The organism is Terribium retamae, assembly GCF_022347545.1.
In the GTDB taxonomy this organism is placed as follows: Bacteria; Pseudomonadota; Alphaproteobacteria; order Rhizobiales; family Rhizobiaceae; genus Mesorhizobium; species Mesorhizobium retamae.
The window spans coordinates 1-20,996 of record NZ_JAKREW010000024.1; the positions used below are offsets into that span (position 1 = coordinate 1).

Genomic DNA, 20,996 nt, shown 5'->3' on the forward strand with positions numbered 1-20,996 from the left:
CCCTCCCCCCCCGGGCGCCCCTACCACCCCGGGGGGGGGGGGGGGGCCCAAATTTCGCGCCCCCCCCCCCCTTTTTTCCCCCCTCATTTTTTCTATTAAAAACCCGGGGGGCGCCCCCCCCCCCCCCCCCGGCCCCGTTTTGACTCTCGGCATATACCGATCGGGGATATTGAATCATGCCCGCACAGAGGCGTCCTTGGGCAGGATCATCGTCTGAGGCACGTTGGCGTTACCGCGCGCCAGGAAATAATAGACCACCGAGGTTGCCACCAGGGCGACGATCCAGGAGATATCGGCGCCCCCCAGCATCACGGCGATTGGTCCCTCATAGAGGGCCTGGTTCAGGAACGGAATCTGCACAACCACGCCGAAGAGATAGCAGCCCAGCGCGGTCCAGTTGTAGGCGCCGTAACGACCCGCGCTGTCGTAAAGTGCCGGGATATCGACCTTTTCTTTCGAGATCAGGTAGTAGTCGACCAGGTTGATAGCGCTCCACGGCACGAAGACGGCGAGCAGCAGCAGCACGAAGTTCTTGAACGCCGACAGGAAGTTGGCGCTGGCGAAGATGGCGATCGCCACCGAGGCTGCCACGAAGGCAATGATATAGGCAATACGCACGGCCTGTGAAACGCGCTCCTGACGGGTGAAGGCGCTGACGGTGGTCAGCATGGTCATCGATCCGCCATAGGCGTTCAGGCAGTTCACCGTGAGCTTGTTGGTGACGATAACGACATAGGTCAGCATTGCAGCCAATCCCAGGCCGGCGAGTTCGCCCATGAAACCGACCTGGTTCTGCAGGAACTTGCCGCCGAGTGCTGCGACGACCACGCCGAAGCTCATCGCGATCTGCGCGCCGATCGTCGAGCCGAGCAGCGTCGACCAGAAGGTAGTGCTGGCCGGCGTCTCCGTCGGAAGATATCGCGAATAGTCGGCGACATAGGGCGCGAAGGTCATCTGCCAGCCGGCAGCGAGGGCGACGGTGAGCAGGAAGGTGGCCAGGGTGAACGGCTTTTGGCCGAACGCTTCCGACACGTTATATTGTGAGACCAGTTGCCAGGTGAGGTATGCGAAGCCGAGGATGCCGACGATCGTGGCGATGCGGCCGATCACATGGATGAGGTTATAGCCGACGATTGCGACCAGGATGGTTGCCAGACCGAAGATCAGCATGCCGAAAGCCGGCGCCTGCACCCCGAACATCAGATTGATCGCCTGACCCGACAGCACGGTGCCGGTCGCGGCAAACCCCAGATACATCAGCACGGTCAGGATCAGCGGCAGTGCAGCGCCTTTCACCCCGAACTGTGCCCGGCTGGAAATCATCTGCGGCAGACCGAGGCGAGGGCCCTGCGCCGAATGTAGCGCCATGACCGCACCGCCGAGCAAATTGCCGATAGCAAGGCCAATGATCGCAGTCAGCGCCTCGGCCCCGAAAACAATGGACAAGGCGCCGTCGACAACCGCAGTGATCTGGAGGTTCGCGCCGAACCAAAGAGTGAACTGATTGAGGGGCGATCCGTGCCGCTCGCTTTCCGGAATTCGGTCGATCGTGCGTCGTTCGGCCACGCCCGTTGATGCCGCTGCCATGATTCCTCCTCCCGCGAGACGGTCTTTGATCCATGTGAGATATGATATGTATATACATAGTCGGGTGGGTGGCGAGTCAAGAGTGAGCGTTCTGGTTGTGTTTTCCGCGCCATTCGCCATGCCCCCCTGTCTGGCCCGCTGAACCGAATCTCCTTGTTTATCGAAAGGCTTGCGCGATGATCGTGTTGAAGCCGTAGATTTCGGTCAGCCGGCTCTGGTCTGTCCGAGAATGGGCCTCAGGCGCTTTGCGATGAGGCCAATGCTTGCCGGTTGCACGAGACGCGGCAAGCCGCTACCCGTTCGGTGCGAAATCGAAGCGAGGATTCCATGGCCAATCCGGTTCTGGTCGAGGTGTTGCGCGGAGCTGTGGTGGAAAGCGCCCACCGTGGTGCGGTGGCGGTGGTGGACGCAGATGGCAAGACGGTGCTGGACATCGGCAACACTGCCCGCCCGGTCTTTCCCCGCTCGGCGGTAAAGGCCATCCAGGCGCTGCCGCTTGTGGAGAGCGGCGCCGCAGATGCCTATGGCTTCGGCAACCGCGAACTGGCGCTGGCCTGCTCATCTCATTCCGGCGAACCGGAACATGTGGAACTGGCGGCCGCCATGCTCGCAAAAGCCGGACTCGATTCCAGCGCACTGGAATGCGGCTCGCACTGGCCTTCCAATCACCATGCCAGCATCCAGCTTGCCCGCGCCGGCGGAGAGCCCAATCCCCTGCACAACAACTGCTCGGGCAAACATGCCGGTTTCATATGCACCTGCTGCCATACCGGTATCGACCACCGCGGTTATGTGGGAGCAGGCCATCACATGCAGGAGATGATCAAGGAGGCGATGGAAACGGTGACTGGGGCCGCTCACAATGCCTCCCACTGCGGGACCGATGGCTGTTCGATCCCCACCTATGCCGTGCCGTTGCGCAGTTTCGCGGCGGGTTTCGCCAGGATGGCGACGGGCAACACCCTCGGACTAGAGCGCGCCAAGGCAGCGAAGCGGCTCGTCGAGGCTTGCATGGCCGAGCCCTTCCTAGTCGCCGGCACCGACCGTATCGATACGAAGCTGATGCAGGCAGCGCCTGGACGAATCTTCGTCAAGATTGGCGCGGAAGGCGTGTTCTGCGCGGCACTGCCGGAACTTGGGTTCGGCATCGCGCTGAAGTGCGACGATGGTGCCGAACGCGCTGCCGGCGTGATGATCGCAGCCGTACTGGCAAAGCTTCTGCAGGCAGACGCTGAGCTGGCGGTGAAGCTGGTCGAATTCGCAAACCCACCGGTAGAAAGTCGGCTGGGCGCCCGGGTCGGGCTGCTGCGTCCGACCGCCGCGCTGGTTTGACGTTTGAGCGTTTCCGTTTCTCACGGAAACGCTCAAACTTTCTGTTTTTACGCACTTCCCGAGGGAAAACCGTTAGCCACTTTTCCTGGAATTGATCTAGCTAACACGGTTCCGTTCCACGGTGAGATGCGCGTAGCCGGCATTGCCGATCTCGGCGAGGTCGGCAGTCACCGGTTCCGCCCAACGCTTGCCGATGATCGCGCCATGCAGCACGTCCTGTAGCACATTGTCGGTGATGATCGTTGGTCCCGCGCCGTCAACGACGCTCACCGCTATCCCGATCCCGGCTTTGCGCACGACGTTCCCGGTCGCCACCACATTGCGCAGATACGGTCCCCAGCCGAGTTGCATGCCGCATTGCGGCGCTTCCTCCACCACATTTCCGGTTACGGTGGTATCGGCCTCCACACCGATACCGATGCCGAACCCACCCACTTCCGCCGGATAGGGGCCCGTGGTGGAAAGATTACGCACAATGTTGCCGCTGCAGGTCGCCATGCGCCCGCCCTCGTTGAAGTTGACGACCGAGATGCCATTGGCCGCACCGTCGATCACATTGTTGGCAATCGCTGCACCTTCGAAGGCGAATTCGGCATAGAGCGCCGTCTCGCCGGAGCGGAGGCAGCTGTTGCCGATGATCTGCACGTTGGAACCTGAGTTGGCGCGGATCGCCGAAAACGCGCAGTCGCTTACGATGTTACTGGAGATGAGCACGCCGCCGGCACGGAACACATTGATGCCGTTGCCGTTTTGTCCAGTTCCGCCATTGCGCGCGCCGATGCGAGCGATGCGGTTCCCGCTCACCATAGTGCCGTCTTCGCCGACCTGCCAGCGATGCACCAGGATGCCGCCATTGGCGCAGTCGTTGACAACGTTGGCGTTGATGGCGAGGCCAGCGGCATCGACCGACCAGAGACCGGCATCAGCGGCGCCGGTTATCGTGCAGCGCTCTATGCGCCCTGCTGCGCGCTGTAGCGCGATGCCGTTCTTGGAGGCACCGTTCACCTGGCAGTCGTCGATCGACAAGGCCTTCACCGAGCGCAGATCGAGAAGGCCGGAAACGCTTTCGCCGAGATATTGATTGGCGCCGTCGAAGACCAAGCCCGAAAAGGCGACGTGGTCCACATTCTCGGCCGAAATGAACGGTCCGCCACCGCCATGGATCAGGCGGGTCGCACCCGCAGTGCCGCCAAGCCGTACGCGTGGCGGTAGAACGAGCCCTGAAACGATATAGGAACCAGGGGGAAGCGTGATCTGCTGATTGGCATCGCTGGCAGCTTTCAGCATTTTTGCGAAGGCTTTGCTCTGGTCGTCCGTGGCACCGGGCCGCACCCCGTAGGTCGCTGGATCGATTCCGCCCGTCTTCGCTGGAGTCTGTTTTGCTACCGTTTGCTTGGCCGCTCCTGCCGAAGCCGTCGTCAGGCCGAGCGCGGCGGCTCCAGCAAGGCCGAGGAGACGGCGTCTGTTCAGCATTGGCACGATTCCCTGTTCCCGGCTCGCAGAGCAGGAACCGTGCCATGCCAGAGACTGGCTGACCAGATGGGACGCCAGTCATTGTCAGTCCAATGACGACCGGCGAGGGATCGCGTCATGCGTGATCACCAAGCTTGTTAAGCTGGCTAGTCAGCCCTAAATTCTTTTTATGAGCAGAGCTTTCACCCGCGAAGAAGACAGCGAAAACGCCATCGCTGGTATTGGCGAGCGTCCGGTCAGCCCGCATCGCAACCTAGTCACTGTCGATGGCCTGGCAATGATCGATGCCGAAGTGGCGTCCTTACGCGCTGCATTGGCCAACGCCGAGGCGGCGAGCGATCGCGAGCGCATCGCGCTGGTCTCACGCGACCTGCGCTATTGGAACGCCCGGCGTGAAAACGCGGAACTCTCCATTCCCGAGCCCGACGGCAGTGTCGTGCGCTTCGGCATGAGTGTTACGCTTGAGGACGAGGCGGGCAAGCAGGTGACGTGGAAGATTGTCGGCGAGGACGAAGCTGACCCCGCCAAGGGCTCGATCTCGCATGTCTCGCCCATGGCGCTGGCGCTGTTCGGCAAGAGCATCGGCGAGACGGTGACTGTGAATGGCCGGGAATGGGAAGTCGCCGGGTTGAAATAGCCGATCGCGTCGGGGCGACCTCGGCTTTTAATCCAACAATCTGTCCACCAGCCGCTCCGCCGCCTCCGGGATAACCGTACCGGGCGGGAAGATTTCAGCCGCACCGGCCTTCAGCACGGCATCGAAATCCTGTGGCGGAATCACACCGCCGGCCACGATGAGCATATCTTCGCGGCCGAGCTTCTTCAGCACGGTTTTCAGTTCCGGAACCAGCGTCAGGTGGCCCGCGGCGAGCGAAGAAACGCCGACTATGTGGACGTCGTTCTCCACAGCCAGCTTGCCGATCTCCTCCGGCGTCTGGAACATGGCGCCCACTGTCACGTCGAAGCCGAGGTCGGCAAAGGCAGTGCCGATCACCTTCTGGCCGCGGTCGTGACCATCTTGGCCTAGCTTGGCGACCAATATGCGCGGCTTGGCGCCATGTTTCTTCTCGAAAGCGATGATCTTTTCCTGCAGCCGGTCGACTTCCGGGTTCTCACCGAGTGCTGCGCGATAGACACCGGAGATCATCTGGACAGAAGCAACATGGCGCCCAAAGGCCTTTTCCAGCGCCAACGAGATTTCGCCGACGGTCGCTTTGGCGCGGGCGGCACGAATGGCGAATTCCAGCAGGTTGCCGTCGCCTTGTGCGGCTTTTGATAACGCATCGAGCGCTGTCTCGACGGCGCCCACCTCGCGCGTGCCTTTCAGCTGCTGCAGCTTCGACAATTGCCTGGCTCGCACTTCGGCATTGTCGATCTTCAGCACGTCGACTTCGATGTCCCGCTCGGGGCGGAAGGCATTGACGCCGACCAGCACCTGTTCGCCGGAATCGATCCGGGCCTGCGTGCGTGCCGCTGCCTCTTCGATGCGCAGCTTCGGAATGCCCTTTTCGAGGGCCGCAGCCATGCCGCCCAGTCTTTCCACTTCCTCGATATGGGCGCGGGCGCGTGTGGCCAGCTCATGCGTCAGCCGCTCGACATAGGCCGAACCGCCCCATGGATCGATGATACGGGTGGTGCCGCTTTCCCTTTGCAAGATTATCTGCGTGTTGCGGGCAATGCGGGCCGAATGGTCGGTCGGCAAGGCCAGCGCCTCGTCGAAGGAATTGGTGTGCAGCGACTGGGTATGGCCCTGCGTCGCCGCCATCGCCTCGATCATCGTGCGCACGATGTTGTTGTAGGGATCCTGCGCCGTCAACGACCAGCCGGATGTCTGGCTATGGGTGCGCAGCGATGCCGAGCGTGGGTCTTTCGGGGCGAAATTCTTCTCGATGAGTTCTGACCAGAGCAGGCGCGCCGCGCGCAGCTTGGCGACCTCCATGAAGAAGTTCATGCCGATCGCCCAGAAGAAGGAAAGCCGCGGCGCGAACTTGTCGATGTCGAGGCCCGCGGCGACACCGGCCCGTACATATTCGATGCCGTCGGCGATGGTGTAGGCGAGTTCGAGATCGGCCGTCGCGCCGGCTTCCTGCATGTGGTAGCCAGAGATCGAGATCGAGTTGAATTTCGGCATGTTCTTGGACGTGTAGGAGAAAATGTCCGACACGATCCGCATCGAGGGCTTGGGCGGGTAGATATAGGTGTTGCGCACCATGAACTCTTTCAGAATGTCGTTCTGAATGGTTCCGGCGAGATCTTTCTGCGCAACGCCCTGTTCTTCGGCGGCAACGATGTAAAGCGCCAGGATCGGCAGCACTGCGCCGTTCATGGTCATCGAGACGGTCATCTCGCCGAGCGGAATGCCGTCGAAAAGCTGGCGCATGTCGAGGATGGAGTCGATTGCGACACCGGCCATCCCGACATCGCCGGCGACGCGTGGATGGTCGCTGTCATAGCCACGATGGGTGGCAAGATCGAAGGCGATGGAAAGGCCCTTCTGGCCAGCAGCAAGATTGCGCCGGTAGAAGGCATTGGATTCTTCCGCCGTCGAGAAACCGGCATATTGCCGGATCGTCCAGGGCTGCTGGACGTACATGGTCGGATACGGACCCCGCACGAAGGGCGCGAGACCAGGATAGGTATCGAGATCGCCGAGCCCTTCGAGATCGGCACGGTCGTATTGGCGCTTGACTGCGATGCCTTCCGGCGTTTCCCAGATGCCGTTGACCGTCACGGACGGCGTACGCGGCGCCATCCAGGCCATGCTGCTGAAATCTGGGATCAAACCAGGCCTCCGGCCACCAGGTCGTCTCGCACGGGCGGTAACGCTTCGCAGAACACCGTTCCGTCGATCGGTGCGGTGCGTGGCGTGGCATCGAGCGTCTCGACCGTTTGTTCCGTCTTCAAGGGGTGCAGCGTGGTGCCGACAATGGTGCGTTCGCCGCGCTGGTAGGCTTCCGCGCGGGCCTTTCGGGCAGCCACGATGCGGCCTTGGATATGGCCGTCCTTGAGGGAGGAGAGCACACCACCTTCCTTCTCGATCTGCCGGAATTCATTCCAGGCCGCCTCGCAAAGACTATCGGTCAGCGCCTCGATGGCACCCGAACCGAAGGCCGGGTCGCTGACATGATCGATATGGCTTTCGCGCGCAATCACGAGCTGGGTGTTGCGCGCCACGCGTCGCGCGAAAGCGGCCGGCAAGCCATGGGCGATGGTGTGCGGCAGAATCGAGATCGAATCGGCGCCGCCTGCCGCAGCTGCGAAACAGGCGATGGTGGAACGCAGGATGTTGGTTTCCGGGTCGAGCGCGGTCACCATACGATACGAGGTTTCGGCATGGACGCTAGCAGATGCAGGCGGGATCGAGCTTGCCTCGAGCACGCGGGACCAAAGCCTGCGCAGCGCCCTGATCTTGGCGATCGAGAGAAACTGGTCCTGGTCGACCGAAAGCGCAAAGCCGATATGCGGCGCCGCATAGATCAGCGCCTGGCGTGCCTCTTCGAAAAGGCGAAGATACGACACCGCCGAAGCCAGCATGATGCCGAGTTCCTGCGCCTCGGTGGCACCGGAATTGTGGAATACGCGCCCGTCGGCTTCCAAAAGCACACCTGGCACGTCCATGGCGAAGAAATGCGCCAGCGATTGCGGCATCGAAGCCTGCAACGCCTCTATCGACATGCGCAACCTTCCGGTGCCTGCGAAGATCGCCGCCGGGTCGATGCCGAAAGAGAGATTGAGTCTTGCCGGATCGACACGACGTTTGGCGAGAAACGCCGTCAGCCAATCCGCCATGGCGCGGCTGGCCGGGTGCACGTCGACGCGCAGATAGGTCTCATCCAGCGGCACGCCTTCGAGCACGCGCTCGATGGTGTCGGGTGCATAGGGCAGCCCATAGCGGAACGAGTTCGGCGCACCTTCGAAGACCAATGACAGGCCTGTCGCGCCCTGCGCTATATCTTCTGCAACCTGCGCGTGGGCACGCTCGACATCGGGATCGTCAACGCGTTGCGAAATGATCCAGGGTTTCAGCGGATTGGCGCGCAAGCTGTGGTCGCGGCCGGTCGCGCGTTGATAGAGCGGGTCGATGCGGATGCCGTCGTCGGTGTGCGAGACCAGCTTCTCCTCGAAGGAGGCGCCAGCCAGGGCTTTTTCGGCAAGCGCCAGCCAGCGCTGCCGTTGCGGATTGTCGGGTTCGCTCGGTTCGTCGACGGCTTTGCTGCCCATCACCTGTCCTCGTTTGCCGGCCGCATCAGCCACTTTCAAATCACTCTAAAGTCCATTGCCGCGCATCGCAATGCAGCCAATGTCGCAAGTAAGTCACTAACGCCTTTGAATTTGGCGACCGCGTTACTATACCTGCGTCGGAACGGGTTTGTGACGATTTGCACAGCGGCTTTGCGGAGACGAGACATGGCTGACGAAACGAGCATCTTCCTGGGCGCCAGCCGCAAGCCGGACGACAGCTACCAGAAGCCTGAGAACCTTCTCCTGCGTTATGGCAACCGCCACGGCCTTGTCACTGGCGCCACCGGCACCGGCAAGACGGTAACACTGCAGATCATGGCGGAAAGCTTCTCGAATGCCGGCGTGCCCGTGTTCTGCGCCGACATCAAGGGCGACCTCTCCGGAATCGCAGCGGTGGGCGAGGGCAAGGATTTCCTGGTCAAGCGTGCAAAGGACGTGAAGCTCGATCCGTACGAATTCCAGGAATTCCCGGTCATTTTCTGGGATCTGTTCGGCGAGCAGGGCCATCCTATCCGTGCCACGGTCTCTGAGATGGGTCCCCTGCTTCTGTCGCGGTTGATGAGCCTTACCGAAGCGCAGGAGGGCGTGATGAACATCGCCTTTCGTATCGCTGACGAAGAGGGCCTTCTGCTTCTCGATATGAAAGATCTGCAGGCACTGCTCGCCAACATCGCCGAGCGAGCCAGCGAGATCGCAGCGCGTTTCGGCAACGTCACCAAGCTTTCGGTCGGTGCCATCCAGCGTTCATTGCTCATCCTGGAACAGCAGGGCGGCGCAAATTTCTTCGGCGAACCGGCGCTGAGAATTGCCGATATCATGCGCACGACACGTGACGGGCGTGGCGCCATCAATGTTCTCGCCGCCGACAAGCTGATGGCAAATCCGCGTCTTTACGCCACCTTCCTGCTCTGGCTGATGTCGGAACTGTTCGAGCAGCTTCCCGAAGTCGGCGATCCCGACAAGCCGAAGCTCGTCTTCTTCTTCGACGAGGCGCATCTTTTGTTCGACGACGCGCCAAAGGCTTTGGTCGACCGCGTCGAACAGGTCGTGAGGCTTATCCGTTCGAAGGGCGTTGGCGTCTATTTCGTCACGCAGAATCCGCTCGATGTGCCGGAGACGGTCCTCGCTCAGCTCGGCAACCGCGTTCAGCATGCGTTGCGTGCCTACACTCCGCGCGAGCAGAAAGCGGTTAGGACTGCGGCCGAAACCTTCCGGCCGAATCCAGATTTTGACTGCGCGAAGGCAATTACCCAGCTTGGCACCGGCGAGGCACTGGTCTCGACTCTGGAAGAGAAGGGAGCGCCGTCCATGGTCCAGCGCACTCTGATCCGTCCACCATCCTCCAGACTGGGTCCGATCACCGCCGAAGAGCGCCGCAGGCTGATCGCTGAAAGTCCTGTTGCCGGCCAGTATGACGAAACGGTTGATCGGGAATCGGCCTTCGAGATACTGCAGAAGAAGGCGGCGGAAGCACAGGCTCCGCAGCAGGGTGGCTCAGGCTGGACGCTGCCGGATTTCGGAGGCGGAAGCCGCCAGCCTTCCGGCCAGCAACGCGCGCCACGCTCCTCGAACCGGCAGACCGTCACGGAAGCCGCCATCAAGTCGGTGGTGCGTTCGGTCGGGTCGTCGCTCGGCCGCGCTATCGTGCGCGGCATTCTGGGCAGCCTCTCGCGTCGGTAAGGGGTGGGCGGCGCCTTAACGCCCATAGCGGGTCGAGCGGCCTGTCTTGACCTATGTTCGGCGACTCGGGTCACGGTCCTGCCGCAGAAGATCGTTGGCTTCAACCCGTGCCAGTTCAAGCAGGTAAGCCAGGACGCTGTGGCCGTCCCGCGCGGCTGTTTCATTGTGGCGACTTAACAGCGCGCGTATGTCCTTTAGCGATTTGCGCTGGTTTTCCGTGAGCATCCGCATCCGTTCCTCTCCGGGATTGGCTCATATCCAATGCGCTGTTCATGGCAGGCGCATTCTTTTCCGGGCATACGGCAAATGACGTATTTCGACGCGATGACCGCAACCGGAGCGCGAAAATGGTTAGCCCTTTGTCAATCCCAGAGCTCGACCGCCGCTGGGGTTCGGCCCATCCAAATCATTCAACAAAAAGGCCGCCGTCGGGGAGACGGCGGCCGGGTGCAGGCTTGCGATATGAGGCGTGCGCAAACTAAAACCAGGAACGCCCGGCGGGGCCTAACAGGCGCGCCTCTGGCACACCTTCATCGATCGGAATGCCCTGGTCGGCCGGAGCCGGCGCAACCGGGCGGCCTGCGATGTCGGTGACAACCACTTTGGCGCCGTTTTTCACGCGGTCGTAGAGGTCGATCACATCCTGGTTCATCAGGCGTACGCAGCCCGAGGAAACAGACTTGCCGATGGAACTCCACTCCGGCGAACCGTGCAGGCGGTAGAGCGTGTCTTCACCGTTCTGGAAGAGATACAGCGCACGGGCACCAAGCGGGTTCTTCAGGCCGGGCGGCATGCCGCCATTGTCGGCACTGAATTTTCTGAGCTCCGGCTGGCGCTGGATCATTTCCTCCGGCGGCGTCCATTTCGGCCATTTGCGCTTCCATTGCATGACGGCCTCGCCCGACCAGGCGAAACCCGCGCGACCAAGGCCAACGCCATATCGAAGCGCGCGGCCACCGGGCAGCACGAAGTAGAGGAAGTGCGTCGAGGTTTCGACAACGACGGTGCCGGGCTTCTCGCCGGTCGGATCGGGGACCACCTGGCGCAGAAACTGCTGGTCGATCTTGCTGTAGGGAATGCCTGGAATCTCGTAATTCTCGTCCACAACTGGCCCGTACATGATCGCATATTCCGGCAGAACCGGATCCGGCGGGGGAGGCGGCGCGACCGGTGTGACAGGCGGCGGCTCCCGAGAAACGGTGGTGCAGGCAGCGAGCGCCATCGACGCGGCGCCGACCAAAGCGGTGTTCAGGAACCCGCGACGGGTCATCGAGAGGGCGGGTGGCGTCTTGATCATGATGGCCTTGGAGTAGTTCGATATGTCGAAGAAAGCATGAACGGGCCAAAGCTCGCATGGTTGCTTCCTTTTATAGTTGGCGCGATAGGCGTTTCTAAATCGGGCGGCAAGGTGGACAAAAAGCGGCGAGGCGATGACGGACGGACAACTGTTGCCGATAGGCAACGCAATTTTCGGTGCTCTTGCGGCTGAGGGAAGCGAATTCGTTTTGGTTTTGAGGGCGCCCCGGCTTGCGTAGGCGGACATCCGCTGTCCCTAGAGGTTGCCCAATCACATCTACGTGACGGCGTGGACCAAAGGAGGAAGATCCCCGCTGTGCTGGCCTTACCAAATTCGACCCGATGCCGGTTGACTGTGTTGTTGCCGCGCGCCCAATCTCCCGGCATTGCGGCAAGGATGGGATATGACGATGACTTTGGCAGCAGCGGCGCTTTCAACCACATGGACCTTCGTCGATGGCGACTGGCATGAGGGCAACGTGGCGCTGGTCGGTCCGCGCAGTCATGTGTTCTGGTTGGCGTCCAGCGTGTTCGACGGCGCGCGTTGGTTCGAGGGCGTTGCGCCGGATCTCGACCGCCACGCTGCCCGGGTCAACGCATCGGCTATTTCGTTAGGCCTGAAGCCAACGAAAACGCCCGAAGAAATCATCGGCCTCACTTGGGACGGGTTGAAGAAGTTCGACGGCAAGACCGCCGTCTACATTAGGCCGATGTATTGGGCCGAGCACGGGGGTTACATGGGCGTGCCGGCTGATCCGGAATCGACGCGCTTCTGCTTGTGCCTCTATGAAGCGCCGATGCTGCCACCGGCCGGATTTTCCATCGGCGTGTCGTCGTTCCGGCGCCCGTCGCTGGAGACCATGCCGACAGATGCCAAGGCCGGCTGCCTCTACCCCAACAATGGCCGTTCCATTCTGGAAGCCAAGGCGCGCGGCTTCGACAACGCACTGGTGCTGGATATGCTCGGCAACGTCGCCGAGACAGGCTCGTCCAACATCTTCATGGTCAAGGACAGCCACGTCTTCACGCCGGTGGCCAACGGCACCTTCCTTTCGGGCATCACTCGGGCGCGCACCATCAAGTTGCTTGCCGACTATGGCTTCCGCACCACCGAGAAGACGCTGACGGTGAAGGATTTCCGCGAGGCAGACGAGATTTTCTCGACCGGAAATCACTCGAAAGTGGTTCCGATAACGCGCTTCGAGGACCGTGATCTGCAGCCCGGCCCGGTCGCCAAGAAGGCGCGCGCGCTGTATTGGGACTGGGCCCATTCAACACCGGTGAATTGAGAGCCTGAAGTGCACTGCGATCTGTCAGATTCGCTCGTTACGCATCAGGCCTTCGATTTTGCGCATGTCCTTATCGCAAAACCGCTACACACTTTGGCGCGACATGCTTTAGAAGATGGCCGGCGCTCCGGTTTTTCGGAGTTGTCGCTGCCCGATCCAACCCTATCTTAGTTCGGTATCGACACTGATTTTTTTGCCACAAGGGAGCTTATCCATGGCCTTCGAATTGCCCGCCCTGCCTTACGATTATGAGGCGCTTCAGCCCTTCATGTCGAAAGAGACGCTGGAATATCACCACGACAAGCACCACAAGGCCTATGTCGACAACGGCAACAAGCTGGCAGCCGAAGCCGGTCTGGACAATCTGTCTCTCGAGGAAGTGGTGAAGCAGTCGTTCGGCAAGAATGCCGGTCTCTTCAACAACGCGGCCCAGCACTACAACCACGTCCACTTCTGGAAATGGATGAAGAAGGGCGGCGGCGGCAACAAACTGCCCGGCGCGCTCCAGGCCGCTGTCGACAGCGATCTTGGCGGCTACGACAAGTTCAAGGCCGACTTCATTGCCGCCGGTACCACGCAGTTCGGCTCGGGCTGGGCCTGGGTTTCGGTCAAGAATGGCAAGCTTGAGATCTCCAAGACCCCGAACGGCGAGAACCCGCTGGTGCACGGCGCGACCCCGATCCTCGGCGTCGACGTATGGGAGCATTCCTATTACATCGACTACCGCAATGCCCGCCCGAAATATCTCGAGGCCTTCGTCGACAGCCTGATCAACTGGGATTACGTGCTGGAACTCTACGAAAAGGCAAAGTGAGTTTTCGCTCTTCGGAAAATGAGGGCTCCGCATCGGCGCGGAGCCCTTTTTTGTTGCGGCCAGACAATTCTAGAGCGAAGGCCAGTGCGCAGGAATGTAGCCGAAGGCATCGCCTTCGCGCGAAACATGGCCGAAGCCGGGGAAGGGCAGGTGGCTGCCGGCAATGAGCATCTTATCGGCAGCGGCCATGTCGAGCACTTTCTTCCGCGTCTCGATCGCCTGTTTCTGATCGACATCGAAGGCGATCGCCCATTCCGGCTTGGCGAACTGCAGCGCCGCCGAATGAATGACGTCGGTGATGATGAGCAGGTTGGCGTCGCCCGAGCTTATCCGCAAAAGAACATGCCCAGGGGTGTGGCCGGGCGCGGGAACGGCTGTAATGCCCGGTGCGATCTCGGCCTCGCCCTCGATCTGCCGGATCTTGCCCTTGTAGGGCGCGACATCGGCGCGGGCCGCCTCGAAGAAGGGATGCACCTCCTTCGGCGCTCTCGACATGATGCCGTCATCGGTCCAGAACGCCAGTTCCGGCTTTGAAAGAACGATCTCCGCATTGGGAAACGCGGCATTGTTTGCGCCCGCCAACAGCCCATTGGCGTGGTCGCCGTGAAGGTGTGTGATTATGACGGTCTCGATCGCATCGGGTTTGACGCCCGCAGCGGCGAGGCCTTCCGGCACATGGCCGAGCGACGGGCCCATCACAGAGGCCGCGCCGGTATCGATGAGAATGGTCTGTTCTCCCTTCTTCAGCAGGAAAGCATTGACGGAGGTGGGCACGATCTTCGGCGGCAAGAAGGCTTTCGTCAGCATGGCCTCCGCAACAGCGGGATCGGCCGCGGGGAAAAGCTCGAGGCCGAGCGGGGTATAGCCGTCGCTGAGCGCGGTAATTTCAAATTCTCCAAGCTGGAAGCGATGCGCTGCCGGCAAGGGTTGGGCTACGGGTTCCGCTATCGCTGGAACAACGCGGAAGGGGGATGCATCGGAAAGAAACAAGGCGCCAGCGCCAAGAGCACCGAGGCCGAAGGTTCGACGATTGATGTTCATGATTCGCCTCCAGAAAGACCGTGTTGAGGGGAACGGAAGGCCGGTCGAACGAGCCTTCGGAGCGGGCTCGCTCTCAATTCCAACACCGACATCATAGGCGACGACGAGAATTCACAAAAGCGTGACCTAGGGGTGAAGACAAATGACGGGAATTTCTGTTCCAATGTGGTCGTTAGCGGCTGGGGGTATCCCTTAGTTTGATCCATTCGGAGGTATTTATGAGAAAGCTGATACTTGCCATCTCTGCCTTTGCGCTTGGTGCCGGCACGGCCCTTGCCGATCCCATCGCCGATCGCGAAGCTTCCATGAAGGAGCGGGGCAAGATCGTTGGCGGCCTTTCCAAGGTCGTCAAAGGTGAGGAGGCTTTCGATGCCGCCGCAGTTCTGGAGCAGTTGAAAGCGCTGGAAGCCAACGCCGATAAGTTCGACGTTGCGGCACTGTTCCCAGCAGGCAGCGACCAGGGCAAGACCGAGGCTTCACCCAAGATCTGGGAAGACATGGCCGGCTTCAAAGCGGCCGAGGACAAGTATCTGGCGGATGTGAAGGCTGCCGTCGCAGCCGCGCCCGCGAATGTCGACGCGCTGAAGGAGAGTTTCGGCAAGGTCGCGGCCAATTGCGGCGCTTGTCACAAGGTCTATCGCCTGAAGAAGAGCTGATCCGATGCTGGGAAAGATAGCCGGCGCCGTCGTGGCGCTGGCTGCGGTCGTGGCAGGCGTTGGCTGGTGGTTATCGGAACCGGTTCGGCTGACGGCCGGCGATGTGCTGGAGCTCCGCCCGGGCGATGCCACGCGCGGCAAACGCATCTTCTATGCTGGCGGCTGCACGTCCTGCCACGCCCGACCGAAAGCGGAAGGAGAAGCCAGGCTCGAACTTGCCGGCGGGCTCGAACTGAAGACGGAATTCGGCACGTTCGTTGCCCCAAACATCTCTCAGGATAAGGCCGACGGCATAGGTGCCTGGTCGATGGAAGATTTTGCCAACGCGATGATGCGGGGTGTCTCTCCTGCCGGCGAGCATCTCTACCCCGCATTTCCCTACACTTCCTACGCCCGCATGAAGCTGTCCGATGTTGCCGATCTCTATGCCTTCCTCAAGACGTTGCCGGCGGTTCCTGGTGAGGCCGCCGCGCCAACGCTCTCCTTTCCCTTCAACATCCGGCGCGGCATCGGTCTGTGGAAGCAGTTTTATTTGAATAGCAGCCCGGTGGTTGCGCTCGCCGCCGATGCTTCAGCTGACGTGCTGGCGGGTCGCTATCTGGTTGAAGGGCCCGGCCACTGCGGCGAATGCCATACCCCGCGTGACATGTTCGGCGGGACGAAGAAGGCAGAATGGCTTGCCGGCGCGAAAGCGGCCGAGGGTGGCGGCGTCGTACCGAACATCACCGGTGGGGAGGGAGGCATCGGCGACTGGTCTGCCGCCGACATTGCCAATTATCTCGAAACCGGCTTCACGCCGGAATTCGACTCGGCCGGTGGCGCCATGGCCGACGTGCAACAGAACATGGCGCAACTCACGCCTGAAGATCGCGCCGCGATCGCGGCGTATCTGAAGGCCATCCCTGAGCATAAGGATGGATACCAGGCGGCGAAACCGCAGAATTAGAGGCTTTCGACGCTTCTGCTGCCCCGCCATGTGCGCCGGCGGGGCAGGATAAGGGGGGTTATCCGCGCGGCTGCAGCAGCGCCAGGGCCGTTGTTACCGCTGCGAGAATGGCGGTGAGGGTCAAAGGCGCCGAAGCGCCGTAGGTATCCACGATATAACCGCCGACAACCGCGCCGGTGGTAATGGCGACCTGGAAGGAGACGACCATCAGGCTGCCGGAGGCCTCCAGCGCGTCAGGCGCCGCGCGCGACAGATTGGTCGGCAACACGACCGGTGCCATGCCGAAGGCGAAGCCCCAGAGCGTGACGAAACCGAAGGCAACGCCGATATGCGCACCCCATACCACCAGCGCGAGCGCGGCGAGCCCCATCAGGATCGAGGTGGTAACCAGAGCCATGCGGATATTAGCGTCCGCCATGCGCCCGCCGGCAACGTTGCCGACCACGGCGGCAATGCCAAATCCGAGCAGCGCAAGCGCGATCGGTCCCGTGCCGAGCAGTGTCACCTTCTCGAGGAACGGGCGCACATAGACCGAACCCGCGAAGTGCCCGGTCATCAGCACGAGGATGGCCAGCATGCCGAACTGGATGCGGCGCCGACGCGTCAGCCGAAGCACGTCGGTCAGGCTGTTGCTCGCGGCCGCCGGAAGGGTCGGCAGGCTGATGAACTGCAGCAGCATGGCGAGCGCGGCGAGCCCCGCCGTCATCGCCATGGCGACACGCCAGCCCAGCCAGTCGCTGATCAGCGCACCAAGCGACGGGGCCGCGATGGTGGCCAGCGAGACGCCGAGCGTGACGATGGCCATACCCCGGCCGGTCGCATTGGCGCCAACCAGCCGCGCCACGACAGCGACCGACAACGCCCAGAAGGCGCTGAGCGAGATGCCCAGCCCGGCGCGACCCAGCAGCAGCAGCCAGAAGTCCGTTGCCAGTGCCGAAAGAATGTTGGAGCCGATCGCCAGCGCGCTGAGGACGATCAGCACCGTCTTGCGGTTCAATTTGCCGATGAGAACGTTGCTCAGCAGCGCCGCCACGGCGCCGACCGAGGCGGTGGCGGTGACGACCTGCCCAGCCGTTCCCTCGCTGATGCCCAGGTCGCGCGCCATTGGTGTCAAAAGGCCCGCCGGCAGGAATTCAGCCGACACCAGCGCGAAGCTGGTGGCGGCCATCGACAGAACGGCAAGCCAGGTCGCGGCGCTCCAGGACGTTTCTTCCGACGCGCCCGATTCAATATCTATCGCGGCGCGATCAAGCGATAGGGTTGTGTCCGTCATATGAAGGTCTCCAAAGTTTGGAGCTCTTCATAACCAAGCTTTTTGGGATGATCTGTATCTTAAAATCCGAATTCCATGTCCATTCGTCCGGAAATTGTGCGCCGCACAACACCCGGCGAGACATTGGTGATGCGTTTGAAGGCGCGCGCGAAGGAGGCTTCGGACTCATAGCCCAGGCGGGTGGCGACTTCGGCGACGGAAAGATCGCCCTGTCCCAGCAATTCCTTCGCGAGCTGCATGCGCAGGCGAGCCAGATAGTGCGCGGCGCCTTCCCCAAGGACGGCACTGAAGCGCTCCGCGAAAACCGAGCGCGACTGACCCGCCAGGCCGGCGAGACTCTCCAGGGTCCAGTTATGCCCGGGGTCGCGATGCATCGCCACAAGCACGCGTCCGATATGGGGGTCGCGAATGGCAGCGAGCCACCCGGTAGTTGAGCTGTCATGGCATTTGACCCAGCAGCGTATCAGCCGCGCGGTAAGCAGGTCGGCCATACGCGACAATATCGTGGCGCCGCCCATCTTGGGCTGGCATGCCTCCTGGGCCATGGCCTCCAGCAGGGGACTGATGATCGGGTCGTTGGCGGCCACGTCGCAGCCTTTGATGATAACGGGCATCAGGCTGATCAGCGGGTGCAAAGCATAGGCTCCCAACGCCATCGAGCCACAAAACAAGACGCTGGGGGCGCCTTCGCCCTGCTGCACCACCTCACAGACATTGCCGCCAAGCTGGGTGACCTCGCAACTCGTCATGCAGTTGCCGGTAACTTCCGGCGAACTGGCCAGGCGGTGCTCGACGCCTTGTGGCAGCAGCACGAGATCGCCCGCGCGCAATTCCTGCCAGCCCTCCGCTTCGGTGTGCACCCAGCATGGCCCGTCACTGACAAAGTGAAACCGCAGCAAAGGTTGCTGGGGAAAGGTGATGCTCCATGGATGCCTAAGCTCGCAACGGCCGTAGCTGACGCCGCTGAGCCGAAAATCCTGGAGGATTTGGCTCAGCGCGTCTGTCGGGACGGGTGGCGGCGACGACTTGGACGAATAGTGAAGCATTCAGCCATTCTATGTGCAGGCCGTCCGAGTGGCAAGCCGGCCGCTACGCGGTCTGCTTGCCCGTTACCTTCAGCGCGAACGCGTAGTTCAGCGCGACTTCCTCCAGTCGCGAAAAACGCCCCGACGCACCGGCATGGCCGGAGTCCATGTTGATCTTGAACAGGACCGGGTTGTCGCCGCTCTTCAGTTCGCGGAGCTTGGCAACCCATTTCGCCGGCTCCCAATAAGTGACGCGCGGATCGGTCAGGCCGGCCACCGCCAGGATCGGTGGATAGTTTGCGCCGCCCACATTGTCATAGGGAGAATAGGCGGCGATCGTCTTGTAGTCGTCTTCCGAGGCGATCGGATTGCCCCATTCGGGCCATTCTGGCGGCGTCAGCGGCAAAGTTTCATCGAGCATCGTGGTCAGAACGTCGACGAACGGGACCTCCGCGATGATGCCGCCGAAAGCCTCCGGTGCCATGTTGGCGATCGCTCCCATCAGCATGCCACCTGCGGAGCCGCCTTGCGCCACGATGCGTTCGCTGCTGGTGTAGCGCTCGGCAACCAGGTGCCGGGCCACCGCGATGAAGTCCTTGAACGTGTTCGCCTTCTGGGCGCGCTTGCCGTCCTCGTACCAGGCATAGCCTTTGTCCTTGCCACCGCGGATATGGGCGATTGCATAGACAAAGCCGCGGTCGACGAGCGACAGGCAATTGGTGTTGAACGAGGCCGGAATGGTGATGCCATAGGAGCCGTAGCCATAGAGCAGGCAAGGCGCCGTGCCGTCGATAGCGGTATTGCGATGGTGGATCAGCGACACAGGCACCAGTTCGCCGTCGTGGGAAGGCGCCATCACCCGGCGGGTGACATAGTTGCGTGCGTCATGGCCGGAGGGCACCTCCTGCGTTTTCAGAAGCGTACGTTGCCGCGTGCGCATGTCGTAATCAAACACCTGCGCTGGCGTCGTCATCGACGAATAGGTGAAGCGCATCACGTCGGTGTCGTATTCGTAGGAACCGGACAAGCCGAGCGAGAAAGCCTCCTCATCGAAAAAGATCAGATGTTCCTCGCCGCTCTCCCGTTCGCGCACGACGATGCGAGGAAGCCCATCCTTGCGCTCCAGCCGCACCAGATAATCCTTGAATCCGATCACGGACAGGATCAGCCGGCCGGGCTCGTGCGCGACAACCTCTGTCCAGTTGGCTCGAACAGGATCGTGGACCGGCGCCGACATGATCTTGAAATCCTTGGCGCCGTCGGCGTTGGTGAGGATGAAAAAAACGTCGCCGCCTTCCTCAAGATCGTATTGCAGTCCGGTTTCACGAGCGGCAACCAGTTTTGGCTCGGCAAGCGGATCGCTCGCCGACAGCAGCCTATATTCAGATGTCTCGTGATCGTTGATGCCGATCATGATCCATTCATTGCTGCGCGTCCCGCCGACATTCATGAAGAAACCGGGGTCCTGTTCTTCATAGATCAGCCGATCTTCTTGGCTGTCGCTGCCGATCGCATGGAAGAATATCTTGGAGGGGCGGTGGTTGGCGTCGAGACGGGTGTAAAAAAAGCCTTTGTTGTCCTGGCTCCAGACGCCGCTACCGCCGGTGTCGGCAATGCGATCGGCAAGATCCTTGCCCGTCTCGATGTCGCGCACGAGCAAGGTGTGGAATTCTGAACCCTTGTCGTCGAAGGACCAAAGCAGGCATTTGTGGTCCGACGAATGATCGACTCCACCGAGGCGAAAATAGGGCTTGCCTTCAGCTTCGAGATCGCCGTCGAGCAGAATTTCCTGCTCCCCGCCGTCGCGCGGCGTGCGAAAGTAACGCGGCTGTTCGCCACCCAATTTAAAAGAAGATCCGTAAGCAAAGGGCCCGTCCTTCATCGGGACGGAAGAGTCGTCTTCCTTGATGCGCCCTTTCATCTCGGAAAACAGCACTTTCTGCAGATCGACCGTATCGGCCATAAGGGTCGACTGATAGGCATTTTCGGCTTCGAGATGACTGCGAATTTCGGGCGCAAGCAGGGACGGATCCTTGAACACTTCCTGCCAGTTGCCTGCTCTCAGCCAAGCATAATCGTCGGTCCGCGTGATGCCATGATGGGTGTCGGAGTGGTGATGCTTCTTCGCCTTCGGGGCTTCGACCGACGGAAATAGTGCTGTTCGGGTCATCCGTGTCTCGCGTGTAGAATCCATGCTTCGACTGAACACGGTGGTCGCTTTGGGTTCAAGGGCTCTTGATCGTTTTGGTCAGTATGGCGACGCGTGTTGCCGCCCAAGGTGGCGTTGCAAGGCTGCGCGGCTGAACCTTCGGCTGTTGATCAGGAAATAGTTCAAGAAATTC

16 protein-coding genes are annotated in these 20,996 nt (G+C 61.4%); 7 read left to right on the top strand and 9 right to left on the bottom strand.

Annotated elements, in window-relative coordinates; translation table 11 throughout:
• Nucleotides 1-174: 174 nt before the first annotated feature.
• Nucleotides 175-1,587 carry a purine-cytosine permease family protein gene (locus L4923_RS20400; RefSeq protein WP_239368512.1) on the bottom strand — a complete coding sequence of 471 codons (1,413 nt, stop codon included), beginning with the start codon at nt 1,585-1,587 and terminating at the stop codon, nt 175-177.
• A 327-nt stretch (nt 1,588-1,914) separates the two neighbouring features.
• Between L4923_RS20400 and L4923_RS20405 the strand changes: the two genes are divergently transcribed.
• Nucleotides 1,915-2,919, top strand: a complete 1,005-nt coding sequence (locus tag L4923_RS20405; protein ID WP_239368514.1) for an asparaginase — start codon at nt 1,915-1,917, stop codon at nt 2,917-2,919.
• A gap of 96 nt (nt 2,920-3,015) precedes the next feature.
• On the opposite strand, the gene L4923_RS20410 is transcribed toward L4923_RS20405, so the two are convergent.
• Nucleotides 3,016-4,392, bottom strand: a complete 1,377-nt coding sequence (locus L4923_RS20410; RefSeq protein ID WP_239368516.1) for a TIGR03808 family TAT-translocated repetitive protein — start codon at nt 4,390-4,392, stop codon at nt 3,016-3,018.
• A 169-nt stretch (nt 4,393-4,561) separates the two neighbouring features.
• On the opposite strand from L4923_RS20410, the gene greA reads away from it, so the two are divergent.
• Nucleotides 4,562-5,029, top strand: coding sequence for a transcription elongation factor GreA (gene greA / locus L4923_RS20415; protein ID WP_239368518.1), 468 nt, complete (start codon nt 4,562-4,564; stop codon nt 5,027-5,029).
• 27 nt (nt 5,030-5,056) lie between these two features.
• Here greA and scpA read toward each other — a convergent pair whose 3' ends face one another.
• The gene (gene scpA / locus L4923_RS20420; RefSeq protein ID WP_239368520.1) at nt 5,057-7,174 is read right to left on the bottom strand and encodes a methylmalonyl-CoA mutase; all 2,118 of its coding nucleotides are present in this window, start codon (nt 7,172-7,174) and stop codon (nt 5,057-5,059) included.
• Nucleotides 7,171-8,613, bottom strand: coding sequence for a methylmalonyl-CoA mutase subunit beta (locus L4923_RS20425; protein WP_239368522.1), 1,443 nt, complete (start codon nt 8,611-8,613; stop codon nt 7,171-7,173). Before L4923_RS20425 ends, scpA begins: the two co-directional genes overlap by 4 nt.
• Before the next feature lie 186 nt (nt 8,614-8,799).
• Here L4923_RS20425 and L4923_RS20430 point away from each other — a divergent pair, with 186 nt between their 5' ends.
• On the top strand, nt 8,800-10,314 hold the full coding sequence (locus tag L4923_RS20430) for a helicase HerA-like C-terminal domain-containing protein (protein ID WP_239368524.1): 1,515 nt from the start codon (nt 8,800-8,802) through the stop codon (nt 10,312-10,314).
• A gap of 478 nt (nt 10,315-10,792) precedes the next feature.
• Here the strand turns inward: L4923_RS20430 and L4923_RS20435 are convergent, their stop codons facing one another.
• On the bottom strand, nt 10,793-11,611 hold the full coding sequence (locus L4923_RS20435; protein WP_239368526.1) for a L,D-transpeptidase: 819 nt from the start codon (nt 11,609-11,611) through the stop codon (nt 10,793-10,795).
• A gap of 409 nt (nt 11,612-12,020) precedes the next feature.
• Between L4923_RS20435 and L4923_RS20440 the strand changes: the two genes are divergently transcribed.
• Both L4923_RS20440 and L4923_RS20445 read left to right on the top strand, forming a co-directional pair.
• A complete protein-coding gene (locus tag L4923_RS20440; RefSeq protein WP_239368646.1) occupies nt 12,021-12,899 on the top strand; it encodes a branched-chain amino acid aminotransferase in 879 nt (292 codons plus the stop codon).
• 214 nt (nt 12,900-13,113) lie between these two features.
• Nucleotides 13,114-13,713, top strand: a complete 600-nt coding sequence (locus L4923_RS20445) for a superoxide dismutase (protein WP_239368528.1) — start codon at nt 13,114-13,116, stop codon at nt 13,711-13,713.
• A 69-nt stretch (nt 13,714-13,782) separates the two neighbouring features.
• Here the strand turns inward: L4923_RS20445 and L4923_RS20450 are convergent, their stop codons facing one another.
• Nucleotides 13,783-14,754, bottom strand: a complete 972-nt coding sequence (locus L4923_RS20450) for an MBL fold metallo-hydrolase (protein ID WP_239368530.1) — start codon at nt 14,752-14,754, stop codon at nt 13,783-13,785.
• 218 nt (nt 14,755-14,972) lie between these two features.
• On the opposite strand from L4923_RS20450, the gene L4923_RS20455 reads away from it, so the two are divergent.
• Nucleotides 14,973-15,410 carry a c-type cytochrome gene (locus L4923_RS20455; protein ID WP_239368532.1) on the top strand — a complete coding sequence of 146 codons (438 nt, stop codon included), beginning with the start codon at nt 14,973-14,975 and terminating at the stop codon, nt 15,408-15,410.
• Nucleotides 15,411-15,414: 4 nt separating this feature from the next.
• Nucleotides 15,415-16,356, top strand: a complete 942-nt coding sequence (locus L4923_RS20460; protein ID WP_239368534.1) for a c-type cytochrome — start codon at nt 15,415-15,417, stop codon at nt 16,354-16,356.
• 58 nt (nt 16,357-16,414) lie between these two features.
• Here the strand turns inward: L4923_RS20460 and L4923_RS20465 are convergent, their stop codons facing one another.
• Genes L4923_RS20465 through L4923_RS20475 form a run of 3 tightly spaced genes read right to left on the bottom strand, consistent with a single transcriptional unit; the run spans nt 16,415 to nt 20,824 of the window.
• Nucleotides 16,415-17,629, bottom strand: a complete 1,215-nt coding sequence (locus tag L4923_RS20465; RefSeq protein WP_239368536.1) for an MFS transporter — start codon at nt 17,627-17,629, stop codon at nt 16,415-16,417.
• Nucleotides 17,630-17,688: 59 nt separating this feature from the next.
• Nucleotides 17,689-18,675, bottom strand: coding sequence for an AraC family transcriptional regulator (locus L4923_RS20470; protein WP_239368538.1), 987 nt, complete (start codon nt 18,673-18,675; stop codon nt 17,689-17,691).
• Between the two features lie 43 nt (nt 18,676-18,718).
• Nucleotides 18,719-20,824: a S9 family peptidase gene (locus L4923_RS20475; RefSeq protein WP_239368540.1), complete on the bottom strand. Its 2,106-nt coding sequence runs from the start codon at nt 20,822-20,824 to the stop codon at nt 18,719-18,721.
• Nucleotides 20,825-20,996: the final 172 nt, after the last annotated feature.